16 protein-coding genes are annotated in these 18,706 nt (G+C 61.7%); 1 reads left to right on the plus strand and 15 read right to left on the minus strand.

Going from position 1 to position 18,706, the window contains the following annotated elements; translation table 11 throughout:
• Positions 1 to 2 precede the first annotated feature (2 nt).
• The 5 genes from CVO77_RS04135 to CVO77_RS04155 all read right to left on the minus strand — a co-directional run bounded on the left by CVO77_RS04135 (position 3) and on the right by CVO77_RS04155 (position 5,613).
• On the minus strand, positions 3 to 1,442 hold the full coding sequence (locus CVO77_RS04135) for a 3-oxoacyl-[acyl-carrier-protein] synthase III C-terminal domain-containing protein (RefSeq protein WP_105998024.1): 1,440 nt from the start codon (positions 1,440 to 1,442) through the stop codon (positions 3 to 5).
• Positions 1,439 to 2,287, minus strand: a complete 849-nt coding sequence (locus CVO77_RS04140; RefSeq protein ID WP_105998025.1) for a MaoC/PaaZ C-terminal domain-containing protein — start codon at positions 2,285 to 2,287, stop codon at positions 1,439 to 1,441. Before CVO77_RS04140 ends, CVO77_RS04135 begins: the two co-directional genes overlap by 4 nt.
• A 10-nt stretch (positions 2,288 to 2,297) precedes the next feature.
• Complete coding sequence (locus CVO77_RS04145) at positions 2,298 to 3,212, minus strand: SDR family NAD(P)-dependent oxidoreductase (protein ID WP_105998026.1); 915 nt, start codon at positions 3,210 to 3,212, stop codon at positions 2,298 to 2,300.
• Between the two features lie 92 nt (positions 3,213 to 3,304).
• The gene (locus tag CVO77_RS04150) at positions 3,305 to 4,330 is read right to left on the minus strand and encodes a DUF2889 domain-containing protein (protein WP_105998027.1); all 1,026 of its coding nucleotides are present in this window, start codon (positions 4,328 to 4,330) and stop codon (positions 3,305 to 3,307) included.
• Entirely contained in the window at positions 4,327 to 5,613 is a 1,287-nt protein-coding gene (locus CVO77_RS04155) for an FAS1-like dehydratase domain-containing protein (RefSeq protein ID WP_105998028.1), read from the minus strand. The genes CVO77_RS04150 and CVO77_RS04155 overlap by 4 nt, the downstream gene beginning before the upstream one ends.
• A gap of 133 nt (positions 5,614 to 5,746) precedes the next feature.
• Here CVO77_RS04155 and CVO77_RS04160 point away from each other — a divergent pair, with 133 nt between their 5' ends.
• Complete coding sequence (locus CVO77_RS04160) at positions 5,747 to 6,130, plus strand: cupin domain-containing protein (protein ID WP_146130821.1); 384 nt, start codon at positions 5,747 to 5,749, stop codon at positions 6,128 to 6,130.
• A gap of 701 nt (positions 6,131 to 6,831) precedes the next feature.
• Here the strand turns inward: CVO77_RS04160 and CVO77_RS04165 are convergent.
• The 10 genes from CVO77_RS04165 to CVO77_RS04210 form a co-directional block, all read right to left on the minus strand.
• Positions 6,832 to 9,363, minus strand: a complete 2,532-nt coding sequence (locus tag CVO77_RS04165; protein WP_105998030.1) for a S8 family peptidase — start codon at positions 9,361 to 9,363, stop codon at positions 6,832 to 6,834.
• Positions 9,356 to 10,573, minus strand: a complete 1,218-nt coding sequence (locus CVO77_RS04170; protein ID WP_105998031.1) for an AAA family ATPase — start codon at positions 10,571 to 10,573, stop codon at positions 9,356 to 9,358. The genes CVO77_RS04165 and CVO77_RS04170 overlap by 8 nt, the downstream gene beginning before the upstream one ends.
• Before the next feature lie 475 nt (positions 10,574 to 11,048).
• Positions 11,049 to 11,348, minus strand: a complete 300-nt coding sequence (locus CVO77_RS04175; protein WP_105998032.1) for a HigA family addiction module antitoxin — start codon at positions 11,346 to 11,348, stop codon at positions 11,049 to 11,051.
• Positions 11,348 to 11,635 carry a type II toxin-antitoxin system RelE/ParE family toxin gene (locus tag CVO77_RS04180; RefSeq protein WP_105998033.1) on the minus strand — a complete coding sequence of 96 codons (288 nt, stop codon included), beginning with the start codon at positions 11,633 to 11,635 and terminating at the stop codon, positions 11,348 to 11,350. The genes CVO77_RS04175 and CVO77_RS04180 overlap by 1 nt, the downstream gene beginning before the upstream one ends.
• A 109-nt stretch (positions 11,636 to 11,744) precedes the next feature.
• Positions 11,745 to 12,002, minus strand: coding sequence for a helix-turn-helix transcriptional regulator (locus CVO77_RS04185; RefSeq protein ID WP_146130822.1), 258 nt, complete (start codon positions 12,000 to 12,002; stop codon positions 11,745 to 11,747).
• A 335-nt stretch (positions 12,003 to 12,337) separates the two neighbouring features.
• On the minus strand, positions 12,338 to 13,084 hold the full coding sequence (locus CVO77_RS04190) for a helix-turn-helix transcriptional regulator (protein ID WP_105998035.1): 747 nt from the start codon (positions 13,082 to 13,084) through the stop codon (positions 12,338 to 12,340).
• Between the two features lie 100 nt (positions 13,085 to 13,184).
• Positions 13,185 to 13,622 (minus strand): hypothetical protein, encoded by a 438-nt coding sequence (locus CVO77_RS04195; protein WP_146130823.1) that lies wholly within the window; start codon positions 13,620 to 13,622, stop codon positions 13,185 to 13,187.
• A gap of 75 nt (positions 13,623 to 13,697) precedes the next feature.
• The gene (locus CVO77_RS04200) at positions 13,698 to 17,012 is read right to left on the minus strand and encodes a TonB-dependent receptor (protein WP_242446090.1); all 3,315 of its coding nucleotides are present in this window, start codon (positions 17,010 to 17,012) and stop codon (positions 13,698 to 13,700) included.
• 93 nt (positions 17,013 to 17,105) lie between these two features.
• Positions 17,106 to 18,086, minus strand: a complete 981-nt coding sequence (locus CVO77_RS04205; protein WP_158257999.1) for a FecR family protein — start codon at positions 18,084 to 18,086, stop codon at positions 17,106 to 17,108.
• Positions 18,070 to 18,636 carry an RNA polymerase sigma factor gene (locus CVO77_RS04210; protein ID WP_158258000.1) on the minus strand — a complete coding sequence of 189 codons (567 nt, stop codon included), beginning with the start codon at positions 18,634 to 18,636 and terminating at the stop codon, positions 18,070 to 18,072. Before CVO77_RS04210 ends, CVO77_RS04205 begins: the two co-directional genes overlap by 17 nt.
• Between the last annotated feature and the right edge of the window lie 70 nt (positions 18,637 to 18,706).

An 18,706-nucleotide genomic window follows, 5' to 3' on the forward strand; every position in this document is an offset into this window, starting at 1 on the left:
TCTCAGAAAGCCGGCGCGGCTTTCCAGAAATAGCGGCGGAACCCGCGGTTCTCATCGAACGCCTTGATGCGGAACATCATCCGCAGTTGGGCGCCAGCGTCGAGCGCGCTGCCTGCGAAATCGACGAATTCGGCCATCATGCGCCCGCCGCCGACAAAGTCGATATTGCCATAATAGCTCGGCGGGTCGGGCGAATAGGTCAGCGCGTCGGCGGTCCAGGTGAGCACCGTCGCCGGCACCTCGGCGAGCGGGTAATCCTCCTGCGTCCCGACCGCATGGTCGTTGCCGCCCACGCTGATCTCGCTCTTTGGGAACTGCACCGTCCCGGTCTTGGTGCAGCGCCCGCCGACGAGCCCGAGCACCGCCTTACGGTTACGCCACAGCGCGGTCAGCGCGGTCTTGCTGTCATGCTCGGCGCGCATCCCGCGGTCGAGTTGGAGCAGGCCGCGGTGGAACAGATATTTGGCGTAATTGGTGGACTCGACCCGCCGCGCGAGCCAGCCCGAAACACCGAGGCGCGGTTTGACCGAGCCGATCGCGGCCGTGACCTCGAACAGCATGAGATCACACCCCTGACCAAAGCTCGCAAGCAGAATGCGCTCGCCCGGCTTCGCCGTTTCGAGCGCCGCCGAGAGCATCACCAGCGGATGCGCCGCGCCGCTGTGGCCGAGCACCGGCGCCAGCGTGTCGGCGATCGCATCAGGCGCGATGCCCGCCTGCTTTGCCAGCATCTCGGGCACGCCCTTCACCGCAACGGGAACGATGAACCGATCGATCGCGTCGCCCGTTACACCCGCCTTGCCCAGCAGCGTCGCAACCGCGGGAACCAAGATTCGCGCGAAACCCTCGTCGCGAACCCAGCGCGCTTCCCAGTCATAATCATGCGCGGCGCCCGCTTCGCGAAAATGGTCGACGAAATCGACCGTGACGCTGTGGCGTGCCACCAGCGTCGCGATCGGTGTTCCGCGGCCGACAAGCAGCGCCGCCGCTGCGTCTCCGCTCGTCATCTCGCGCTCCGATGCGGGTTTCGGGGTCGCAATCTCGGCCGCGGCGAGAAGCGTCGTCTCTGTGCCGCCCAGTGCCGCAAGCAGCGCCGAGGTCGCCGCGCGCTGCGACCCCGTGACATCCATCGCGCCGACCGCGTCGGGCAGGTTCAGCGCCTCCTTGACGATCCCCGCATTCTGCCGGTCGGCGAAAGGCAGCGTGGTCGACGCGATCACGACGCGCTCGACGCGCGTGCGATCGATACCGTCGAGCACATCGCGCGCGGCCTCGACCGCCATGGTGACGCTGTCCTCGTCCCAGTTCGCGACCGCCTTCTCGCCCTTGGCGAGTCCGCCCAGGCCGCTGGCGAACCATTTGTTCGTCGCATGGATCGCGCCGCGTTGCAGCCGCGTGATCGGCACATAGGCGCCAAAGGCCAGGATTCCGAAATCGCTCATGCCGTCTCCGCATAGCCGTTGGTAAAGATGATCTTGTCGCGCTCGACGACGCGGGCGCGAAAGGCAAGCTTTCCTTCGTCCCCAGACCCTTTGGCGTCCCAGATCATCGTCTCGATCGTCTCGCCGGGATAGACCGGCGACGAAAAGCGCCCGTCGATACGGCGAAGCCGCGCCGGATCATTGCCGCAACGCACGGCGAGCAGCGCGCGCCCGATCACGCCATAGGTCGCGAGCCCGTGCAGGATCGGCCCGTCGAAGCCCGCACCCGCCGCGACATCGGGGTCGATATGCAGCGGGTTGAGGTCGCCCGACAGGCGATATATCTGCGCCTGGTTCGCGGCGGTCGCCAGCGTCACGATGGCATCGGGCGCGCGATCGGGCAGCGGGTGCGGTGTGGGGGCGCCTTCGCTCGTTCCGCCGAAGCCGCCGTCGCCGCGCAGGAAGGTCATCGAACGCGACGTTGCAAGATGCGCGCCCGCGCCATCGTGGATCTCGCGCGCCACCATCGCGAGCGCCCCCTTGTCGGCGCCCTTGTCGAACAGTGCCTCGATGCGCGTCGTACCGACGATCTCGCCTTCCACCGGCAAAGGCTGGTGGAGGATCGTCGATTGCTCGCCGTGCAGGATTTTCCGCCAGTTCGCGCCCAGCGCCGGGTCGCGCCAGATGAAGCCCGGATAGCCCAAAGTCACCGCCATCGTCGGCAGTGCCTGCAACCGCTCCTCGAACAGGAAATCGAGTTCGGTCGCGCCGACGCCAAGCGCGTAGAGGATCGTGTCGCGCGGAGTCAGCCGTTGCCGCGTGACGATGGGGGGCATCGAGAGAAGATGGTCAGGGTCGATCGCCATGCCCTAATCCTCAGATCGGATCATAGCCGAACACATCCCCCGACCGTTCGCCCGGGTCGGCAAAACTGCCGCGGAACGCCGGCAGCATTTCGTCGGCGATCGCCTGCGCGGTCCAGCCTTCGCTTTTCTGCATCGAGCGGATCGGGCGCGGTTTGGAAAAGAGGAAAATCTCGTTCTTGCGGACGCCGAAAATCTGGTTGCTGACGTCCTGCGACGCATCGCTCGCGAGGAACGCCACCAAAGGTGCGATCTTGTCGGCGGTCATTGTCTTCATGCGTTCGATGCGCAGCGCCTCGGCCTCGTTGGTCGCGGGGATCGTCGCGATCAGTCGGCTCCACGCAAAGGGCGCGATACAGTTCGATCGTACCCCGGCACGCGCCATGTCGAGCGCGATCGACTGCGACAGCCCGACGATCCCCAGCTTGGCCGCCGAATAATTGGCCTGGCCGAAATTGCCGATCAGCCCGCTGGTCGAAGTGAAATGGACGAAGCTGCCCGACTGCTGCTCGCGAAAATAGGGGGTCGCCGCCTTCGAGACATTGAAACAGCCGTTCAGATGGACGTCGATCACCGCGTTCCAGTCCTCATGACTCATCTTGTGCCAGATGCGGTCGCGCAGGATGCCGGCGTTGTTCACCACCGCGTCGATGCGGCCGAACGCCTGCACTGCATCCTCGACGATGCTCGCCGCACCCTTGGGGTCGGCGACGCTCGCGCCATTGACGAGCGCCTTGCCGCCTGCCGCCTTGATGTCGTCGACGGTCTGCTGTGCGGGCGTCAGATCGGCGCCTTCGCCCTCGGCATTGCCGCCGAGATCGTTGACCACGACCGCGGCCCCCTCGCGCGCGCAAAGCAGCGCGATCTCGCGCCCGACGCCGCGTCCCGCGCCCGTCACCGCGACCACTTTTCCTTCCAGAATTCCCATGTCGATCCTCCTGGCGCGCGCCTCTAACTCATATTACCTAGTTATACAACTAACGAGCAGAGCCCGCGCCTATTTTCCATTGAAGGTCTCGCTTATCGCGGGGCGTCTGGCAAGGATTTCGCGAGCAAGGGAATGTCGGCGAACGAACGCAGCACGTCGTTGAGATGCGTGCAGCCGAGCGTACCGGGCAAGAATTCGAGCGTCGATTGGCGAAAGGCGGCGACCGGCTGGCCGATCATGCGCGCCGCCTTGATCGCGGCGCCCGGGCATTCGCGAAACGGCAATGCGAGCGGCAATATCTGAAGCGCGGCGAGGCAGCCGTCGACCTCGTCGATTTCGGCATGGACGCGATATTCGTGGATCGCGCTGCGACCGCCGCCGGGGTGCGAGCCGCTGTCCTGGAATCCCGCATCGACGTTGAGGACGCCCTCGGCACGCCAGATATCGATCCGCCGCGCGCGGCGCGCGTGGGGACGGCCGGGTGCGTCGGCCATGGCGTGCCAGCCGAGCGGGTCGGCGGGATCGATCAGCGACCCGACCTCGACCGACGATGGCGCGTCGATGCCGCCGTCGCCGGTAAGCGAACTCGCCCCCTCGGCAAAGCCGGTGCAAATATTGACCATCCGTCGGCGCCGCGCTGCGGCATCGCCTTCGTCCCGAGGCGCCAGCGCGTCGTCGGCCCATGCCGACCATATCCATTTGGCGACGAGGCTCGCACCCGAAAAATCGTCGAGCAGTTGGAAGAGCGGGCTTCCTCGGCAATCGCCGAGCGCATCGACCAGCGCGCTCCGGCTCGCGCCGCCGGCGCGAACGCCGATGAGATGAGAGCCCCGCGGATGCGCCGGAGTAACGTCGATCTCCTCGATCGCACGAAGCGGCGAGGCGCGGATGTGAAATGCGCCCGCGGCCAGTTCGGCCGCCTCGCCCGCGAAATCGGTCACAAGATCGCGCGCGCGCCCCGTCATCATCCCCGACCGGCCGAAGCCGTCGGGCCATTCGGAATCGATCGAGGTCGTCCGGCGGATCGACCCCGGACGCCGCGGCGGCGCGGGCCCGGCCGAGCCGCGCGCGATCGGAAACTGCGGCGGCGCGGGCAACGTCACATCGGCCCTGCTCAATCCCCGCCGAGTTCGCGGTGCCGCGCCAGCATGCGCACCGCCTTTTCGGCAAGCGCGTCGGGCACCTGCGGATAGAGCGGTAGCGGCCGGTCCTTGCTCGGCAGCGCGATCGTCGCGGTGGCGCGCACCGTTTCCTCGCCGCGCTGGTTGGTGAATTTCACCGCGACATCGACCAGGCTCTGTCCGCCCTCCTGCCGCTTGGCGAGCACTTCGCCGGTGACGCGCTGGACGTCGCCCATATAGTTGAACTTGCGAATCTCGTCGTGGACATGGGTGATCACGGCATCGTCGCCAGCCCAGTCGCTGAGATATTGCCACAGGTAATTTTCGCGCATCACGCCATAATCATAGGCCATCGGATTGCCGATCGCCTGCGCCCACACCGGGTCCCAGTGCAACCGCTGCGCGACGTCGGGGACGCCATATTCATTCTTGATGTAAAAGGCGGGGATGCGCTGACGGTTTTTGTGCGCGAGCCGGTTCGCGGTCGGCGCATAAGGCACGAAGCCATAGCCGCCGGCGTGGAAACAGATGACGTCGGTGACGGTCAGCGGACCCTTGGCTTGCAATCCGACCGAATCGCCCTTCTCGACGCTTTCGAACCAGCGTTTCTCGGCGCCCTGGACCTGTTCGGCGGCGTAGATATCCTCGACCGCCTGCATCTCCTCGTCGGTATAGGTCGCGGGTTCAATCGCCGAATATTTCCCCTTCTTCGCCGCAGTCTTGCGCTCGGTCAGGACGCGCAAGATGCGATAGACCGCGACGACCTCGCCGCGCTGGTTCATCTTGACGTCGCGGCGCACCGTGATCACCGAACGGCCGGCGAATTCGGATTGCTTGACCTCGCACGTCTCGTCGCCGTTGAAACTGTAAATAGTGTCGCCCGGGAAAATCGGGCGATAGAAATCCCACTGCGACCCCGAAACAAAGACGTGGATGCCCTTGAACAGGCTTTTCCTCAGCGCCTTGATCTCGTCGGGGATAGGGTCGCCCTTCATCGGCCGATTGATGATGCCCGCCATCATGCCGGGCGCGATCACACTGCCCCAGCGCGTCTTCCTGGCATAATGAGGGTCGGTATAGAGCGGCTTGTCGTCGCCCATGCCGTGCGCGAAATTGCGGATATTATCCTCGGTCGCGGTCTGGATATATTCGCGCGTCCGCGACGCCTGGTCGAAACCGAGCAACGCGCGCTGCCGCTCGATATCCGCATCGGTAATTTCATAAGCGACGGCCTTCTGCCACTCGTCGCTTGCCTTGATATCGGACTTAGCTCCAGCCACCGCATGCCTCCCTTGTCGTTAGATATATAACGAGGTAATACATCTAACATCGTCGCGCAAGCCTTTGCAGCGCGCGATCCCGCTTCGGCTCGGGCCGTTGCGGCGGAGGGCCAACCGCGTCGAGGAGAGCATCATGGCAGGACGCGGGCATCGCGATATTTTCCGCGACGAGATCGACTGGAAGGCAGCATCGCCCGGTACGCGCTTTGCCATCTTCCCGATCGACGAGGCCAATCCCACCGCACCAGCGGTCGTGCTCACCGACTTCGAGCCGGGCGAAGTCGTGGCGCCGCATGCCCACGACAGCAATTATTTCGAATATATCCTGGCCGGCGAACAAACGGTCGGAAAGACGCGCTTTGGCGCGGGCGACATTCGCATGGTCAAGCGCGGCACCGGCTATGGCCCGATCCGCGTCGGGCCGGAGGGTTGTTCGGTGCTCATCATATTCGAGGATGGTTCGCGAACCGCCCCCGAGAGCCGACCGCGCCAGCGGCGGAGCGCAACGGCAGAATAGTGCCGCAGAATCTGAGGACATGACACCGCGGCGACAAGGCGTATGGCGGAGGCTCTCACCAGACGCCGGAACGCCCCACCCCCTACCGGTCACGATCAACCGCAACGGTCCCTGCCTTGCGGCGCGGCTTTCCTGCGGTCAGCAAGCATGGCTGATACTAGCCCGTGATGAACGGGTTCCACATGGCCCGTGACGGCCAAGAGGTGGAACCCTAACGACCTGAAATTATTGAATTCAAATGGTAGCCGAGGAGGGACTCGAACCCCCGACACGCGGATTATGATCGCATCAAAAATCGCGGCGAAACGGCAGAAATCTGCCGCTCTTTGTAAAATAGGCCAAGAAAATCGTTGGGTCAATCACACGAATTGACTCGGCCCTGCACTCCCTCGCGCATACGCCGTCGCTATAGAAATCATAGCGCGACCAAACGGGAATGCATGGCATAAGTTGGCCGAGTGCCGTTTAGCAGGTTCTGAGTGACACAAACGAAATAGCTTCGGTGGTCGACATGAACTGTCAGGCAGTTGCCCCCGGCTCGAGCCATTCCGCGTGATGGCAGCGAAGGACTATTCTGGACAGAAACGGCCATTCATTCGCCGAAGACCGGACGATCGGTAATGCGCCTCTTTTCGGTCGTTCACCGCTTATGATTCAAAGCCACCAAGCGGCCGTTCCCTCATCGTGCGCTGGACAACGGGCTATCGGCGTGTTCGAGCGCGCAGCCTTACGGCGGTCCGGATATCGTGGAGGTCCACGCGTTGCGTCACGAGCTGGCGCCGGAATTCTTGGAAGATCGGCTGAGTGCGTTCGGGATCTTCGATAGTGACGATCAGCGAGAAAGGTACACCCTCGGCGGGGAATTGCGCCTCGGCGCGCACGAGGCTTTCCACCTGCAATTGCCACTCGGTGCTGCTGCCGACACCGCCGCCAAAATTGGCGGCGTAGCGCTTGGTTGGCCACCATTTGAGGCCATGAGAGATCAACGCACGCTCTGGCGGCGTCATGCCCGAAGATTTCGGCAAGAACGCTTGGGTTATCTGATCATGGAAGCTAGGCAAGCCGTCGGCGCGATCGACCGGCTGACGCTGGCGAAGCTTGGCATCTAGGTTCACGCGCACGAACTCGGTCCCGAAGGCCTGGTCGATCGGCGCGTCATAGACGAGCGTCATCCGCACTTGACCGCGACACGCGCGCGTTGACGGATCGACCATCGAAGCAGGCCACGCAAAGGGAAAGCGCAGAATAGCCGGCCGCTTCTCGCCGATGCTCAGGCGACTTTCGAACACGAGCGTAATTGAATGGTCGTCAGTCCCCAGCATCGACGCCGCATCGCTCGGCTGACCGAAGCCCACAAACTGGCGGGCAACATCTCTGAGAGATCGGTGTTCAAGGCAGGTTGGTATGGTTGCATGGTGGATGGCAAAAGCCCGCAGGGTGCGCGTATCGAGCTTTTGGCCAGTCATGGCGTCCAGCGTCGCAAGAGTTTTGGCGACAAGTGGAGCAGCGAAGCTAGTACCGCGAGTCTCGGCGCAGTTTCCATCCAGCGCGCAGGACACTAGCGCGGTCTTGTCGGGCGAAGCAGAATCGCCCGTCCCGCCGTAATGGGCGAGATCGGGTTTAACACCGACCCGCAAGCCCGGACCACGGCGCGAATAAGTCGCCGGCGCGCCTTCCACATGGGAACCTCCGGGCGGATTAAGGGCGCCGACCGCGAGTGCGCGCACACTCTCGCAGGGCATGAAAATCGTATCGGACGCGGTCCGGGAGGCCAGTGCCGTGATCGCCTGGCGAGCTGTGCGCGGCCATGGCGCGCGCCATTCGGCACCGTTGAGGTTCCCGGCAGAATTGACGATGATTACACCTTGGCGATCCTGAATCTCATCGAGACGGGCGGCGTAGATGCTGTAGAGATTCTGTTCGACCGGCGAAGTGATGTTCAACGACATATTGAACACCCGAACATCGTGATTGTCGCGCGCCTCAACAATTGCAGCCTCCAGTTCCTCGAGAAAGGCTTCGAAACCACGCTGTCCGTAAACGTCGAAAAACCGTCCCTTGGGCATCAACGGAATATCGACCAGATCACAGCCGTCGGCCTCACGCCCAATGTCGTTGCCATTATGACTCTGCGCACCGATTAAAATCCCTGCGACCAGAGTGCCATGCGTCGCGTCACAGGCTTCAGTATCAAGATAGTCGTAGCGATCCTGAATCCAGTCCGAGAAGTGAGAGCAGATTCCAGTGTCGATCACCCCAACTTTGGGATACGTGCCGGTCGCCACACGCGCAGGGACGGCGAATGTCGTTGACCCAGGGCTTGCCGGTGCGTGGGAGGGCTGGAGCAGCACCGGAAATCGGATGCGACGAACCAGCGGATGCGCGGCCATTACCTTCAGCACGAGCTCGTGCCGCTCGACATCGGCGTCGACCTGCGCGACGGGCGGTACCAGCGTCAGCTCGCCGCGAACTGCGCGGCGATCCTCGATCAGCGGCCTCCTGGGGGCGGTGGTCACAAGCAATTCGATCGAGGGCACACCACCCGGACTGGGCAGTAACGCTGCATACATGCCATCGCCGAGTTGGGCGATATCCTGCTGCAGCGTGTCAAACGACTGGCGCATACCGAGAATATCGGCGCTGCTGATCACATCCAGTGGTTTCTGTTCGAACAGCTCGACAATGTAGCCGCTGGCGGCAGAAGGGTCGAGCATCGCATCAACGGCTGAAGCAGCGGAAAAATCGCGCTTGGCGTCGGGAGCAGCGATCTCGATCGTTTCGATCGCACCGAGTTCCGACCTAGTGCGTGTGACATAATGGTAGGGGTTGCCGGTCTTACTCGAAATCCGGGTTTCACCCGCAAGCTCGGCGTCCTCGAACCGCGCCCGCAGTCGGTTAAGGTGAATGCGTGGCGCCCGAAAGAAGAGCTCGCCGGGCGCACCAGCACCCACGCATGGGAACTGGTCGGCAAGGAACAGCGCCCGGTTCGGCCGATAGGATTTCGCTATGGCTTCCACGCGCATACGTACCCGGACATAAGTAACAGGCCCGAAGCGAGAGATGGCGAGAGTTGCGTCGATCTCGTCCAGACGCGCGAGCATCGCCGCCTTATGCAACGCGAACGCACGATCGTTCTTCTCAAAAAAGTCCTTGTCAGGACCCGCCCGACCGGGATCGGGCGCACGAAGGAATGAATCGTCGTTCAGGACGATCTGGACGGGATTGTTAGGCATCGACGACCCCTTCTGATGAGGCGCCCTCAGGCGTCCAGTCCGCAGACCAGCGCGAGATCTTGCTCTGGCTGCAATCAAACATCTGCGCGAGACTCTCCTGCCGCACACCAAGCTCTGCGTGGAGAATCGCGCCGATGAACTTCGGCTCGTCGACAAGGAAAAGCCGCGCAGGCCCCATGTCGGCATCTTCGATCCCGAGCCGCGGCAACAACGCCTTGGTCGCAATGGTGATGGCGCGCGGCGTCACCTCACTGCCCGACAGCGCCAAGCTGCGTCGGAGCGCATCGGCGAACGTCTTCAGATCCGAGCCAGACCGGGCGCCGGCGACGTAGCTCAAGGTCTTAATGACATCGTCACCGAGTTCCAGCGAGCTTAGAAACGTGCGTAGCATTTCTAGCCTGGTCGGAAGATCGGGCTGGCCGATCCGCACATGGTTTTGGAAGCGGCGCCAGACCGCTGGATCGAGCAGGCCCTCATGATTGGTGATTGCGATCGTCAACCCTTTATCAGCGCGCGCGTCGAGGTTCTGAAGGAGCGTATTCACCACGCGTTTCAATTCGCCCAGTTCATGCGGGTCGTCGCGCATTTTTGCGAGTGCATCGAATTCGTCGAGGACCAGCACGCACCTATAGCGGTTGGCAAAATCGAAGAGATTGGCAATGTTGCGGGCGGTCGTGCCCAGGAACGAACTCACCAAACCATCGATCCGGGCATTGACGACCGGAAGGTTCAGCCGAGCCGCAAGCGTCAATGCAGCGAGCGTTTTCCCGGTGCCGGGAGGGCCATAGAACAGACACGATCGGGAGGGTTCTACACCGAGAAGTTTGAGAGCGTCGGCGCGTTGCCATTCTGAGACTAGCGCATTCATGGCCAATTGGAGCGTTTCGTCGAAGATCGGCGTGGGCTGTCCCAACGCAGGTGCAAGCAAAATCTCCGCAAGGGGAACACTCGTTTCACGATCAGCCGGGGGGTGTACGTTGGGGGTCAACTCGTCACCCGTGACCAGCGACCGCGACACTTCTACGTTACTGGGAGCGAAGGACACCTCGCTCGTCACATTTGCCAGCAGCGCGCTGATCGTAGAGGCATCTCGCTCGTCGCCTGCTTTCGCCAATCGGTCACGTAATCTTTCGACCTGTTTTCTGAATCGCGCATCGCCGCTTTCTAGGCCGACCCGACACAAACTTTGGACCGCCGAAAAATGCTCCATTACAAAATCCCATTATGAATCCGTTATCTGTCAGCGTTATGCCATTTAGATCTATCTTATGCAACAATCATCGTAAATTATGCAAATTTGCCGACAGGTCCGTATCTGCTCGGCGAAGCGGGGCTTCCGAGTCAGGGGAGAAAATGCAACGAGCTGATGGATGAAGGGTGCTGAAGCAGAATCAGACTCCTGGGCGGCATGCCCTTCGGCAATAAGCGGTCTTGGCGGCTGATGAACGGCCGTTAATTCGTCCTACTCTCGAAAAGCCGCCTGACTGCAAACGGCCCGACTTTCGTATATGCTGCCGTCCTCTGACCGAAAGGATTGCGGCCGCTCCTGGCAATAACTGTCATTCGCAGCCGTCGCTTCGAACGGCAATAATGTCTCAGTTGCCGACATCAGCGGCCCGTGCCGGCCCCCAGCGGAAGAGCAATGACCCGAAGTTCAACCCGCCTGTGGCTATAGCGCGGTGTGCTCACGCCGCGATCAGGCTCGGCACCGACAGATCGGCCTCATGCTCGCGGGCCTTGCCGAGTTCATAGCGGGCCTGCATCCGCATCAACGTCTCGGCCTTCACGCCGAAGGCGTGCTCGAAGCGGATCGCCATGTCGGCCGACAGGGATGCCCGGCCGTTGAGCAGCGCGCTGATCGACTGCCGGCTGACCCCAAAGGCCTCGGCCAGCGCGTTGATCGAAACCCCGTGGGCCTCGATGATTTCAGTCTTGAGCCACTCCCCTGCGTGGATCGCGAACGACGGATGAATCTTGATGGCCATCAGTGATAATCCTCCAGGTCCAGATCGACGATGGCGCCCTGCTCATTGAGTGAGAAGGTCATGCGCCAGTTGCGGGTCACGGTCATCGCCCATGTTCCGGCGCGGTCGCCGGTCAGAGGGTGAAGGCCGTAGTTCGGCGGCGTCGAGAGTTCGTCCAGCGTCGCGGCGTCAATGATGAGGGTCACCATCTTGAGCAGCCGATCGACCAGATCACCGGGCAAGCCCTTCGGTTTGCCGGTTTCGACAAACCGCCGGAGCGCCTTGTGATGGATGCTCTCGATTTCCACGAATGGAAGGTAGTGCTTTACATCGGAATGTCAAGCGCCGCTTTACATGATGCGCGATGAAGAACTTTTGCCCGGTGCGTCGGCGCGATCGTTGTGACGATACCTAACGTCACCACAATGCGCGTGAGTCCAGCCATTTTTGAACCTCGTCCAATCGGAAACGAGGCCGGGGTTTGGTGCCCCTGCCGATATCATATTCGGTCGGAAAGCCCGATGGCCGGTCCCGGCGATAGCGGTTGAGCGTCCGCCGCGATATCCGTGCCAGGCGGGCGAATTCATCCGCGGTGATGAAGCGCGTGTCCAACGTCTCAACATCCCGAGAAACGCCCAGTCGCGAACGGCTCGATGCAATCCTGTCGTCGTGCATATGGCGTCCTTCCGGTCTGGAATGACGCTCCCCGGCACGGAGATTGGCGATCCCGCGCACGTCTGCAAGGCGTCTCGCGATTTAGATGATAACCCCCTGAAAATCTGCCGTTCTTGGCGAGCATGTCTCGCACCGAAAACCGGAGTCTCGTGAAACTCGTGAAAAAAGGATGTGCAGACAACAGCTTATAAAATCGCGAGATTTTGCTTTTATCTTGCCATGACGAGCTTTCTCTCCCCAGCCGTTCCAAACCCCGCTTTCCCGACTCTTTCCGCCCTCCACCGTCTGCCTGGACAACCGACTCGGGGCGGCGAAATGAGCTCGTCGCCGCCCCGTCATGACATGATATCGTCGAGACCGATCAGACCGACGCGCAGCGCCGCGCACGCCAGTTCGGTGCGACTGCATACGCCGAACATTTGCCGAAGGTCAGCCATATAGGATCGGACTGTCGAGAGCCTGAGGTCCATGATGAGTGCGATCTGCGCGTCGGTGCGACCGATGACGGCCCAGCGCAGGCATTCGAGACGGCGTGCGCTTACGTGGGGAACCTCAGTCGCCTCGATCGCGACCGGATAGCCGTGCAGCCGCCGTGCTTCGGCAAAAGCCTCGTCGGCAATCCACGCGGCCGCCCGACACAATTCCGCTGAAGGCAGTTCGCTTGCGTCCGTTGCGAAGGTGCAGCATCCGGCGGGTTCGCCCGGAACCGAGACAGGGACCGTGAACCCGATACGAAGGCCGTGCCGAACGGCTTCATCCAAAATCCGGGTCTGCTTCGGATCGGGCTGCAAAGTTCGGCGCATTTCGTTCCAGGTGAAGGGCCGATTGGTCCGCTGTGACGTGAGCAGCGCGGGATCGTGGCGATAATATTTGCGCGCGACGAAGATGTCGCCCCATTCGTCAAAATTGTGATGGAAGATCAGGCGGCGACCAGGGCGGATGAACCAGGAGGCGTGGACGATCGCCAGCCGGTTGAAGCCGAGCTCGCCTGCGGCCGCGAGCGTATGGTCGAAGATTTCGGCGGCGCTGCGCGCGGCGCGCACCTGCCGTTCGTGATCCCGGATCAGCCGATTGAGCGGCATGGCAGAGGTCCGCGATCGTCTCGATCATATCGACCGATGATGAATATATTCCACAGAATGAAGCGGGCCGGTGGCTCAGCCGATCGGTTCGGGATCGCCCCTAGCGCGCCCATCCATCATGCGCGCGGGGCGCAATCACGACGCTGCGGTGCAGCACCGCAAGGCCGCTACGCACGGCGGCCGCGAAGATCAGCGAACGCGCGCCCACACTTTCGTTCGGCAGAAGATAGCCGCCTTGCATCCCTTCACCTCCAGCCTTCCATCGGTCAGGGTTCTTCACGTCGCGCTGGTCGGGGTTGGCCCGCAGGGGAGCGGCGTCGCCACCGTGCCACCAGCGGCGCGCGGTCATCCCGCGACCGAATTTCCAGTTGCGCTTCTCGATGACCGGGCCTGCCGGATATTTGGTCTGAAGCGTCATGTTGGGTTCCTTCGCTGCCGGACAAATGGGGCCGCCGTCTGCAACCGGCTGGATGCAGGCGGCAGCCAGGTCTTCCCTCAGGGGAGGGAGCGCGAGAGAACGCATCTTGTCCTGATCCAAAAAACCGGGCCGATGCTTGCACCCGGGAGCAAGCTTGGCATCGACCCGAGGTTGTTCCCCCAGTGGAGAGAGGACCTAGAATTTCTTCGCGATGCTGAACCCGATGATGCGCGGGTCGAAGGTGAAGACGTTGGTGGTCAGGCCCGAGTCATCCGAATTGAGGAACGCATCGGTGATCGGCGTCGAGTTGAAGACGTTCTTCACATAGGCCTCGATCGACAGGTCGTCGGGACCATCGACGCGCAGCGAGATGTTGAAGTTCGTCCAGTCGCGCAGCCGGTCATAGGGGTTGAGGTTGTAGACCCGCGCCCATGATTTCGCCTGCCAGTAACCGTCGCCACGAATGGTCGCGCTCCAGTCGCCATCGAACGGGATCGTATATTCCGCGCCGACGTTCACCGTCCAATGCGGGGAGTTGGGAAGTTCCTTGCCCGAAAGGTCGGTGTAGAAGCCAGCACCGCCATTCAGCTCCGGATAGTTCGCCGGGTCATAGGGCTGACCCGTCTTTGGGTCGCGAAGCCTTAATCCGGTCAGAGCAAGAAGACCGCCGCTCCATCCGCCGCACATCTTCCAATATTGCCCAATGCCTGTCTTAAACGAATTGAGCCAGGATTCCGCCATGTGAATCGGTATGACACAATTTGAAGGGAGTTGAGGCCAAGGCTTGGTCACGACATAATCGGGATTGCCGAGCGTACGGTTCATCGGATCGATCGACTGTTCGCCCTTGCCGATCCGCGATCCGAGCCAGCCAACATTGGCGTTGAAGCGCAGGCGATCCACCGGCTCGAACTGCGCGGACAATTCGGCGCCCCACACTTTGGCGTCGAAATTCTCGTTCACCGCCGTCCGGTCGCGGATCTGCGACACCTGATAGTTGGAATAATCATAATAGAAGGCGCTGGCGTTGAGCGTCAGGCGTCCGCCCATCAGCACATTCTTGGTGCCGATCTCGAAGGCGTTGACGAATTCCGGTTTGAAGGTCGCGCCATAGTTCACCCCGGTTAGCTGGAGGACGGGAGCGAACTTAAAAGCTTCCAAATAATCTCGTGTCGATTCAGGAAATATCCCGGCATCGACCAATTGTTGATTGGTAGGAAATCCAGGTGAAGGTGGATTCATTCCACCAGCCTTATATCCACGACTATAGAAGGCATAGATGAGCGTATCATCGGTAAAACTCAGATTCGGCTTCCAGTCGAATCCTGCGCGGCCCGTAAATTCTCCCCAGCTCAGCTTGATGTCGTCCCCTGCGGGATAGCCCCTGCCTACCAGGCCGCCGGCATAAATGGTCGGCGCCAGAAGCAGTTGGCTGGGAACCGGCGTAAAAGTCTTCTCATCGCGAGTGAAGCGCAGTCCGCCAGTAAATTTAAGATTTGGATTAATATTGTAATATATCTCTCCAAACGCGGCATAGCTTTTCAACTTATAGGGATTCGACGATCGAAAATAGTTGTGTCCCTGCCCATCGATATCTTTAACAGGATTAGAGTCTATATAAGGACAGTATTCTGCTCCTTCAACTGGCGGAGAAACCCCCAATCCGAAACCAACAGGCTGCAAGACACACCCGTCGCTGCCGCCGCTAAATGGATACATGCTCGCGATAGCGGTAAACATATTGCTCATGACATAATAATCGTCCTGAGTCCTGAATTTGGTGTAATTCCCTCCCAAGCTGAAATTGAACGGGCCCTCAAAATCCGACTGAAGACGAACTTCCTGCGCAAACTGCTTTGAATAGGCCGACGAAATATCGAAAACGCCGAGGGTTTTGGAACAACCGATCTGCGGGTCGCAAAAAATCCCGCCTGGGGCGAGGCCTCGCATCGAGCTCGGCGCCAACAAGCGGCTATTCTCGAACCAGCCCGACGTATCATTGAAAATCGGCAAAGTGTTGAAACGGTTATAGTCCTGAAAACTATAGACATCGTCCCAATTCCACGCTGTTTGCGAAGACAGAGTAAGGCCTTCGGCGAGATCGGCGTCCAAATTCAGTTCGAGCACATCCGAACTTGCTCGATAGATCGGGTCTCGGAACGACGCGATTTCACGCAAATTACGTGATTGTCCCATGCCGCCGTAGGGATCGGTGAGGTTCAGCAAAGTGCCATTAGCTTTGATGGCAGGATCATAGCCCTGAACGAAAATGATGTTCGTTGCAGCGAGGCCGAATACATAGCCGGTTGCAAGGCCATTTGGCGTATCGAACGCCCCATCGTCATACAGGCTGCCCGCCTTGCAGCCCGTGCTGAACAGCGCCACGCGCAGTTCGTCCGAGCGATCCGGAGATGCGGCACGCACCGGCGTCGTTCCGATCATTTCGGGCCCATCATCGCGATGACAGAGCTGTTTCCCGGTTCGCGAACGGTTGTCTTTCTCGCGAAACCGCTCCCAGACGAAATTGCCGCGTAGCCAGTCGTTCTCAAAGCCGAGAGTTGCACGAAGCGAGTAAAGATCGCGGCCGTTGACCCGATTCTTGGTCACCGAATTATAATCGTAACCGTCGCGATCGGTCATCGACCCGGCGATGCGAAGGCCAAATTGATCGGGAACAATCGGGATGTTGAGCATTCCGGTCATACGACGGCTGTCGTAGTTGCCGACTTCGCCCTTTATGCTGCCCTCGAATTCCCCAAGCTTCGGCTTGGCGGTGATCAGATTGATCACGCCGCCGGTCGCGTTGCGGCCATAGAGAGTGCCCTGCGGTCCGCGCAGAACCTCCATCCGCTCCATGTCGAAGAATTCCTGCTCGAAGAAGCGGTTCTTGATCATGCCGACGTTGTTGTAGCTCACCGCCACGCCGGGATCGCTGGTAGCGGAAATCGCCTTGGTGCCGATGCCGCGAATGGAAATATTATAGCCGGTGAAGTTCGATTTGCTGAACGTCAGGTTCGGCACCGCACGCATGATGTCCGCGCCGCTCTCGATCTTCTGCTCTTCCAGATTTTTCTGCGACAGCGCGGTCATCGCGATCGGCACGTCCTGTATGGACTCAACCCGCTTTTGCGCGGTGACTACAATTTCGTTGGCAGCATAACCCGCGTCAGCGGCCTCCGCGCCGTTTCCCACCGGACGCACGAGATAGGCGCCCGAAGGGTCGCGGACCATCTCTGCATTGGCGCCGTCGAGCAATCGCCGCAGCGCCTCGTCGGCGGCGAGGATGCCCTGCACGCCCGCCGTGCGACGGCCGCGCAGTTCGGCGGCGTTGAACATCACCTCGATATGCGACTGACGTGAGAAGGCGCGCAGCCCCGCAACCAGATCGCCCGCCGGGATCTTGAACTCGGCCTGCCGCGATGAAGTTTCCTGCGCCTGCGCGGCTGACATGGCCGAAAGCACGCTCGTCGAGCCGAGCAATACCGCGAGCGCAATTTTCCTGATCCGCATATGTCCTCCCCCATGTTCGCCGCTGAAAAATGCGGCTGTTATTGAGGAATACGAAGCTGCTTTTCTTTTCCGGTACGCGCGTCGCGCCGACAATCAGATTTTTTTGAGGACCAGCTCTGTCCGGCCGTCCGGCAGGCTCTCGACGCCGAATCCCTGTTTGAGCAAACGCAGGAAGCCCGCGACATTGGTGGCGCGGAACGATCCGTCGACGATCACGCCCGTTGCGGACGGATCGACGACGAGCTTGACCTGGTTGTAGCGATTGAACTCCGCCGCGACCTCGCCCAGCGGTTTGCGCTCGAAGATCAGCAGGCCGTCGCGCCAGCTCATCGCCATGTCGATCGCCGCCGCGTCGAGCGGACGGACGACCGGAGTGGCACCCGTTGCGGTGGCGACCTGTCCCGCGGACGCGAAGACGGGCCGCGCTGCCACGCCGCTCGCGGCGGGCGGGTCGATGCGGACGCGGCCTTCGGTCACGACGACATCGATATCGCCGCCGCGCATCCTGACGGTGAAGGCGGTGCCGACCGCGGTGACGCGCCACGCGCCCGCATGGACGACGAACGGGCGCTTGGCGTTCTTCGCGACCTTGAAGAAGGCTTCGCCCTGTTCGAGGTCGAGGCGGCGAACGGCCTTCGAGTAAGCGACGTCGAGCCGGGAATTGGTGTTGAGATCGACGCGTGATCCATCGGCCAGCGGCAGACGCTGAAAGCCGCCGACAGCGGTGGCATAGCTCTCGGCGCCGTTGAAGCTCTGGTAGATCGGGACGCTGACCAGCGCGAGCGAGGCCGCAATCGCAGCGGGCCACAGCCAGCGGCGGCGACGCGGCACGGGGAGATCGTCATCCACCGCGGCGGACGGCGGGGCCACCGCCTCACCATTGCCCAGCGCCGACGCGCGCAGGCGCCCGGCCTTGCGCCACACGGTTTCAAGCCGGATCACGGCGATGCGGTGCGCGGTTTCCTCGGCGACCCATTGGTCGAAGGCTGTCTGATCGGCGTCGGACCAGGCAGCGCCTTCGCGGCGCACGAGCCATTCGGCCGCGGTCTCTTCGATGTCAGCGGCGCTTTTCATCGCCGTCCGCCTTTCCATCATCCGGGCGCTTCCCCGACCGGGAAGCGGCGTTCCAGAAGCGATCCGTCAATATCCGCATCGCTTTCACCATCTGCTTCTCGACCGTCGCTTCCGACACGCCCATCTTCTCCGCCGTCTCGCGCTGCGATAATTCGTCGATCTTGCGCAGCACGAACGTCTCGCGACATCGCTCCGGCAGGTCGCCTAGCGCGGCTTCGAGCCGCGCCAGCTCCTGACGACCGCTTATGATGCGGTCGGCCGTTATGTCATCCGATAATACGTTCGCCGCGTCCAAATCCTCCATCAGGTCGATCGGGACGACGCGGCTTTTCCGCAGCCGGTCGATCAGCAGGTTGCGGGCGATGGCGAAGAGAAAGAAGCGCGCGACCGGCGGGCGCCGCTTGGCCGCGCCCTGATAGACGCGGACATAGACTTCTTGCCGCAGGTCGGCGACCTCCGACGCATCGGGCCACACGCGCCGTAGATAGGCGGTCAGCGCGCCCTCATACGGCAAAATCTGCTCCGCAAACCAATGATCGAGATCGTCCATCGCGCGCCCGAATCCTCCCCCGCGCGAGGGTGTGCGGAAATGGGGCGATGTCAAGACGGCGCAGATATGC

It is taken from the genome of Sphingopyxis lindanitolerans (assembly GCF_002993885.1).
Lineage (GTDB): Bacteria > Pseudomonadota > Alphaproteobacteria > Sphingomonadales > Sphingomonadaceae > Sphingopyxis > Sphingopyxis lindanitolerans.

Excerpts from the sequence above, each read along its gene's own strand:
- CVO77_RS04135 (WP_105998024.1), bottom strand. The coding sequence starts at position 1,442 with ATGAGCGATTTCGGAATCCTGGCCTTTGGCGCCTATGTGCCGATCACG.
- CVO77_RS04140 (WP_105998025.1), bottom strand. The coding sequence starts at position 2,287 with ATGGCGATCGACCCTGACCATCTTCTCTCGATGCCCCCCATCGTCACG.
- CVO77_RS04145 (WP_105998026.1), bottom strand. The coding sequence starts at position 3,212 with ATGGGAATTCTGGAAGGAAAAGTGGTCGCGGTGACGGGCGCGGGACGC.
- CVO77_RS04160 (WP_146130821.1), top strand. The coding sequence starts at position 5,747 with ATGGCAGGACGCGGGCATCGCGATATTTTCCGCGACGAGATCGACTGG.
- CVO77_RS04165 (WP_105998030.1), bottom strand. The coding sequence starts at position 9,363 with ATGCCTAACAATCCCGTCCAGATCGTCCTGAACGACGATTCATTCCTT.
- CVO77_RS04170 (WP_105998031.1), bottom strand. The coding sequence starts at position 10,573 with ATGGAGCATTTTTCGGCGGTCCAAAGTTTGTGTCGGGTCGGCCTAGAA.
- CVO77_RS04175 (WP_105998032.1), bottom strand. The coding sequence starts at position 11,348 with ATGGCCATCAAGATTCATCCGTCGTTCGCGATCCACGCAGGGGAGTGG.
- CVO77_RS04185 (WP_146130822.1), bottom strand. The coding sequence starts at position 12,002 with ATGCACGACGACAGGATTGCATCGAGCCGTTCGCGACTGGGCGTTTCT.
- CVO77_RS04190 (WP_105998035.1), bottom strand. The coding sequence starts at position 13,084 with ATGCCGCTCAATCGGCTGATCCGGGATCACGAACGGCAGGTGCGCGCC.
- CVO77_RS04200 (WP_242446090.1), bottom strand. The coding sequence starts at position 17,012 with ATGCGGATCAGGAAAATTGCGCTCGCGGTATTGCTCGGCTCGACGAGC.
- CVO77_RS04205 (WP_158257999.1), bottom strand. The coding sequence starts at position 18,086 with ATGAAAAGCGCCGCTGACATCGAAGAGACCGCGGCCGAATGGCTCGTG.
- CVO77_RS04210 (WP_158258000.1), bottom strand. The coding sequence starts at position 18,636 with ATGGACGATCTCGATCATTGGTTTGCGGAGCAGATTTTGCCGTATGAG.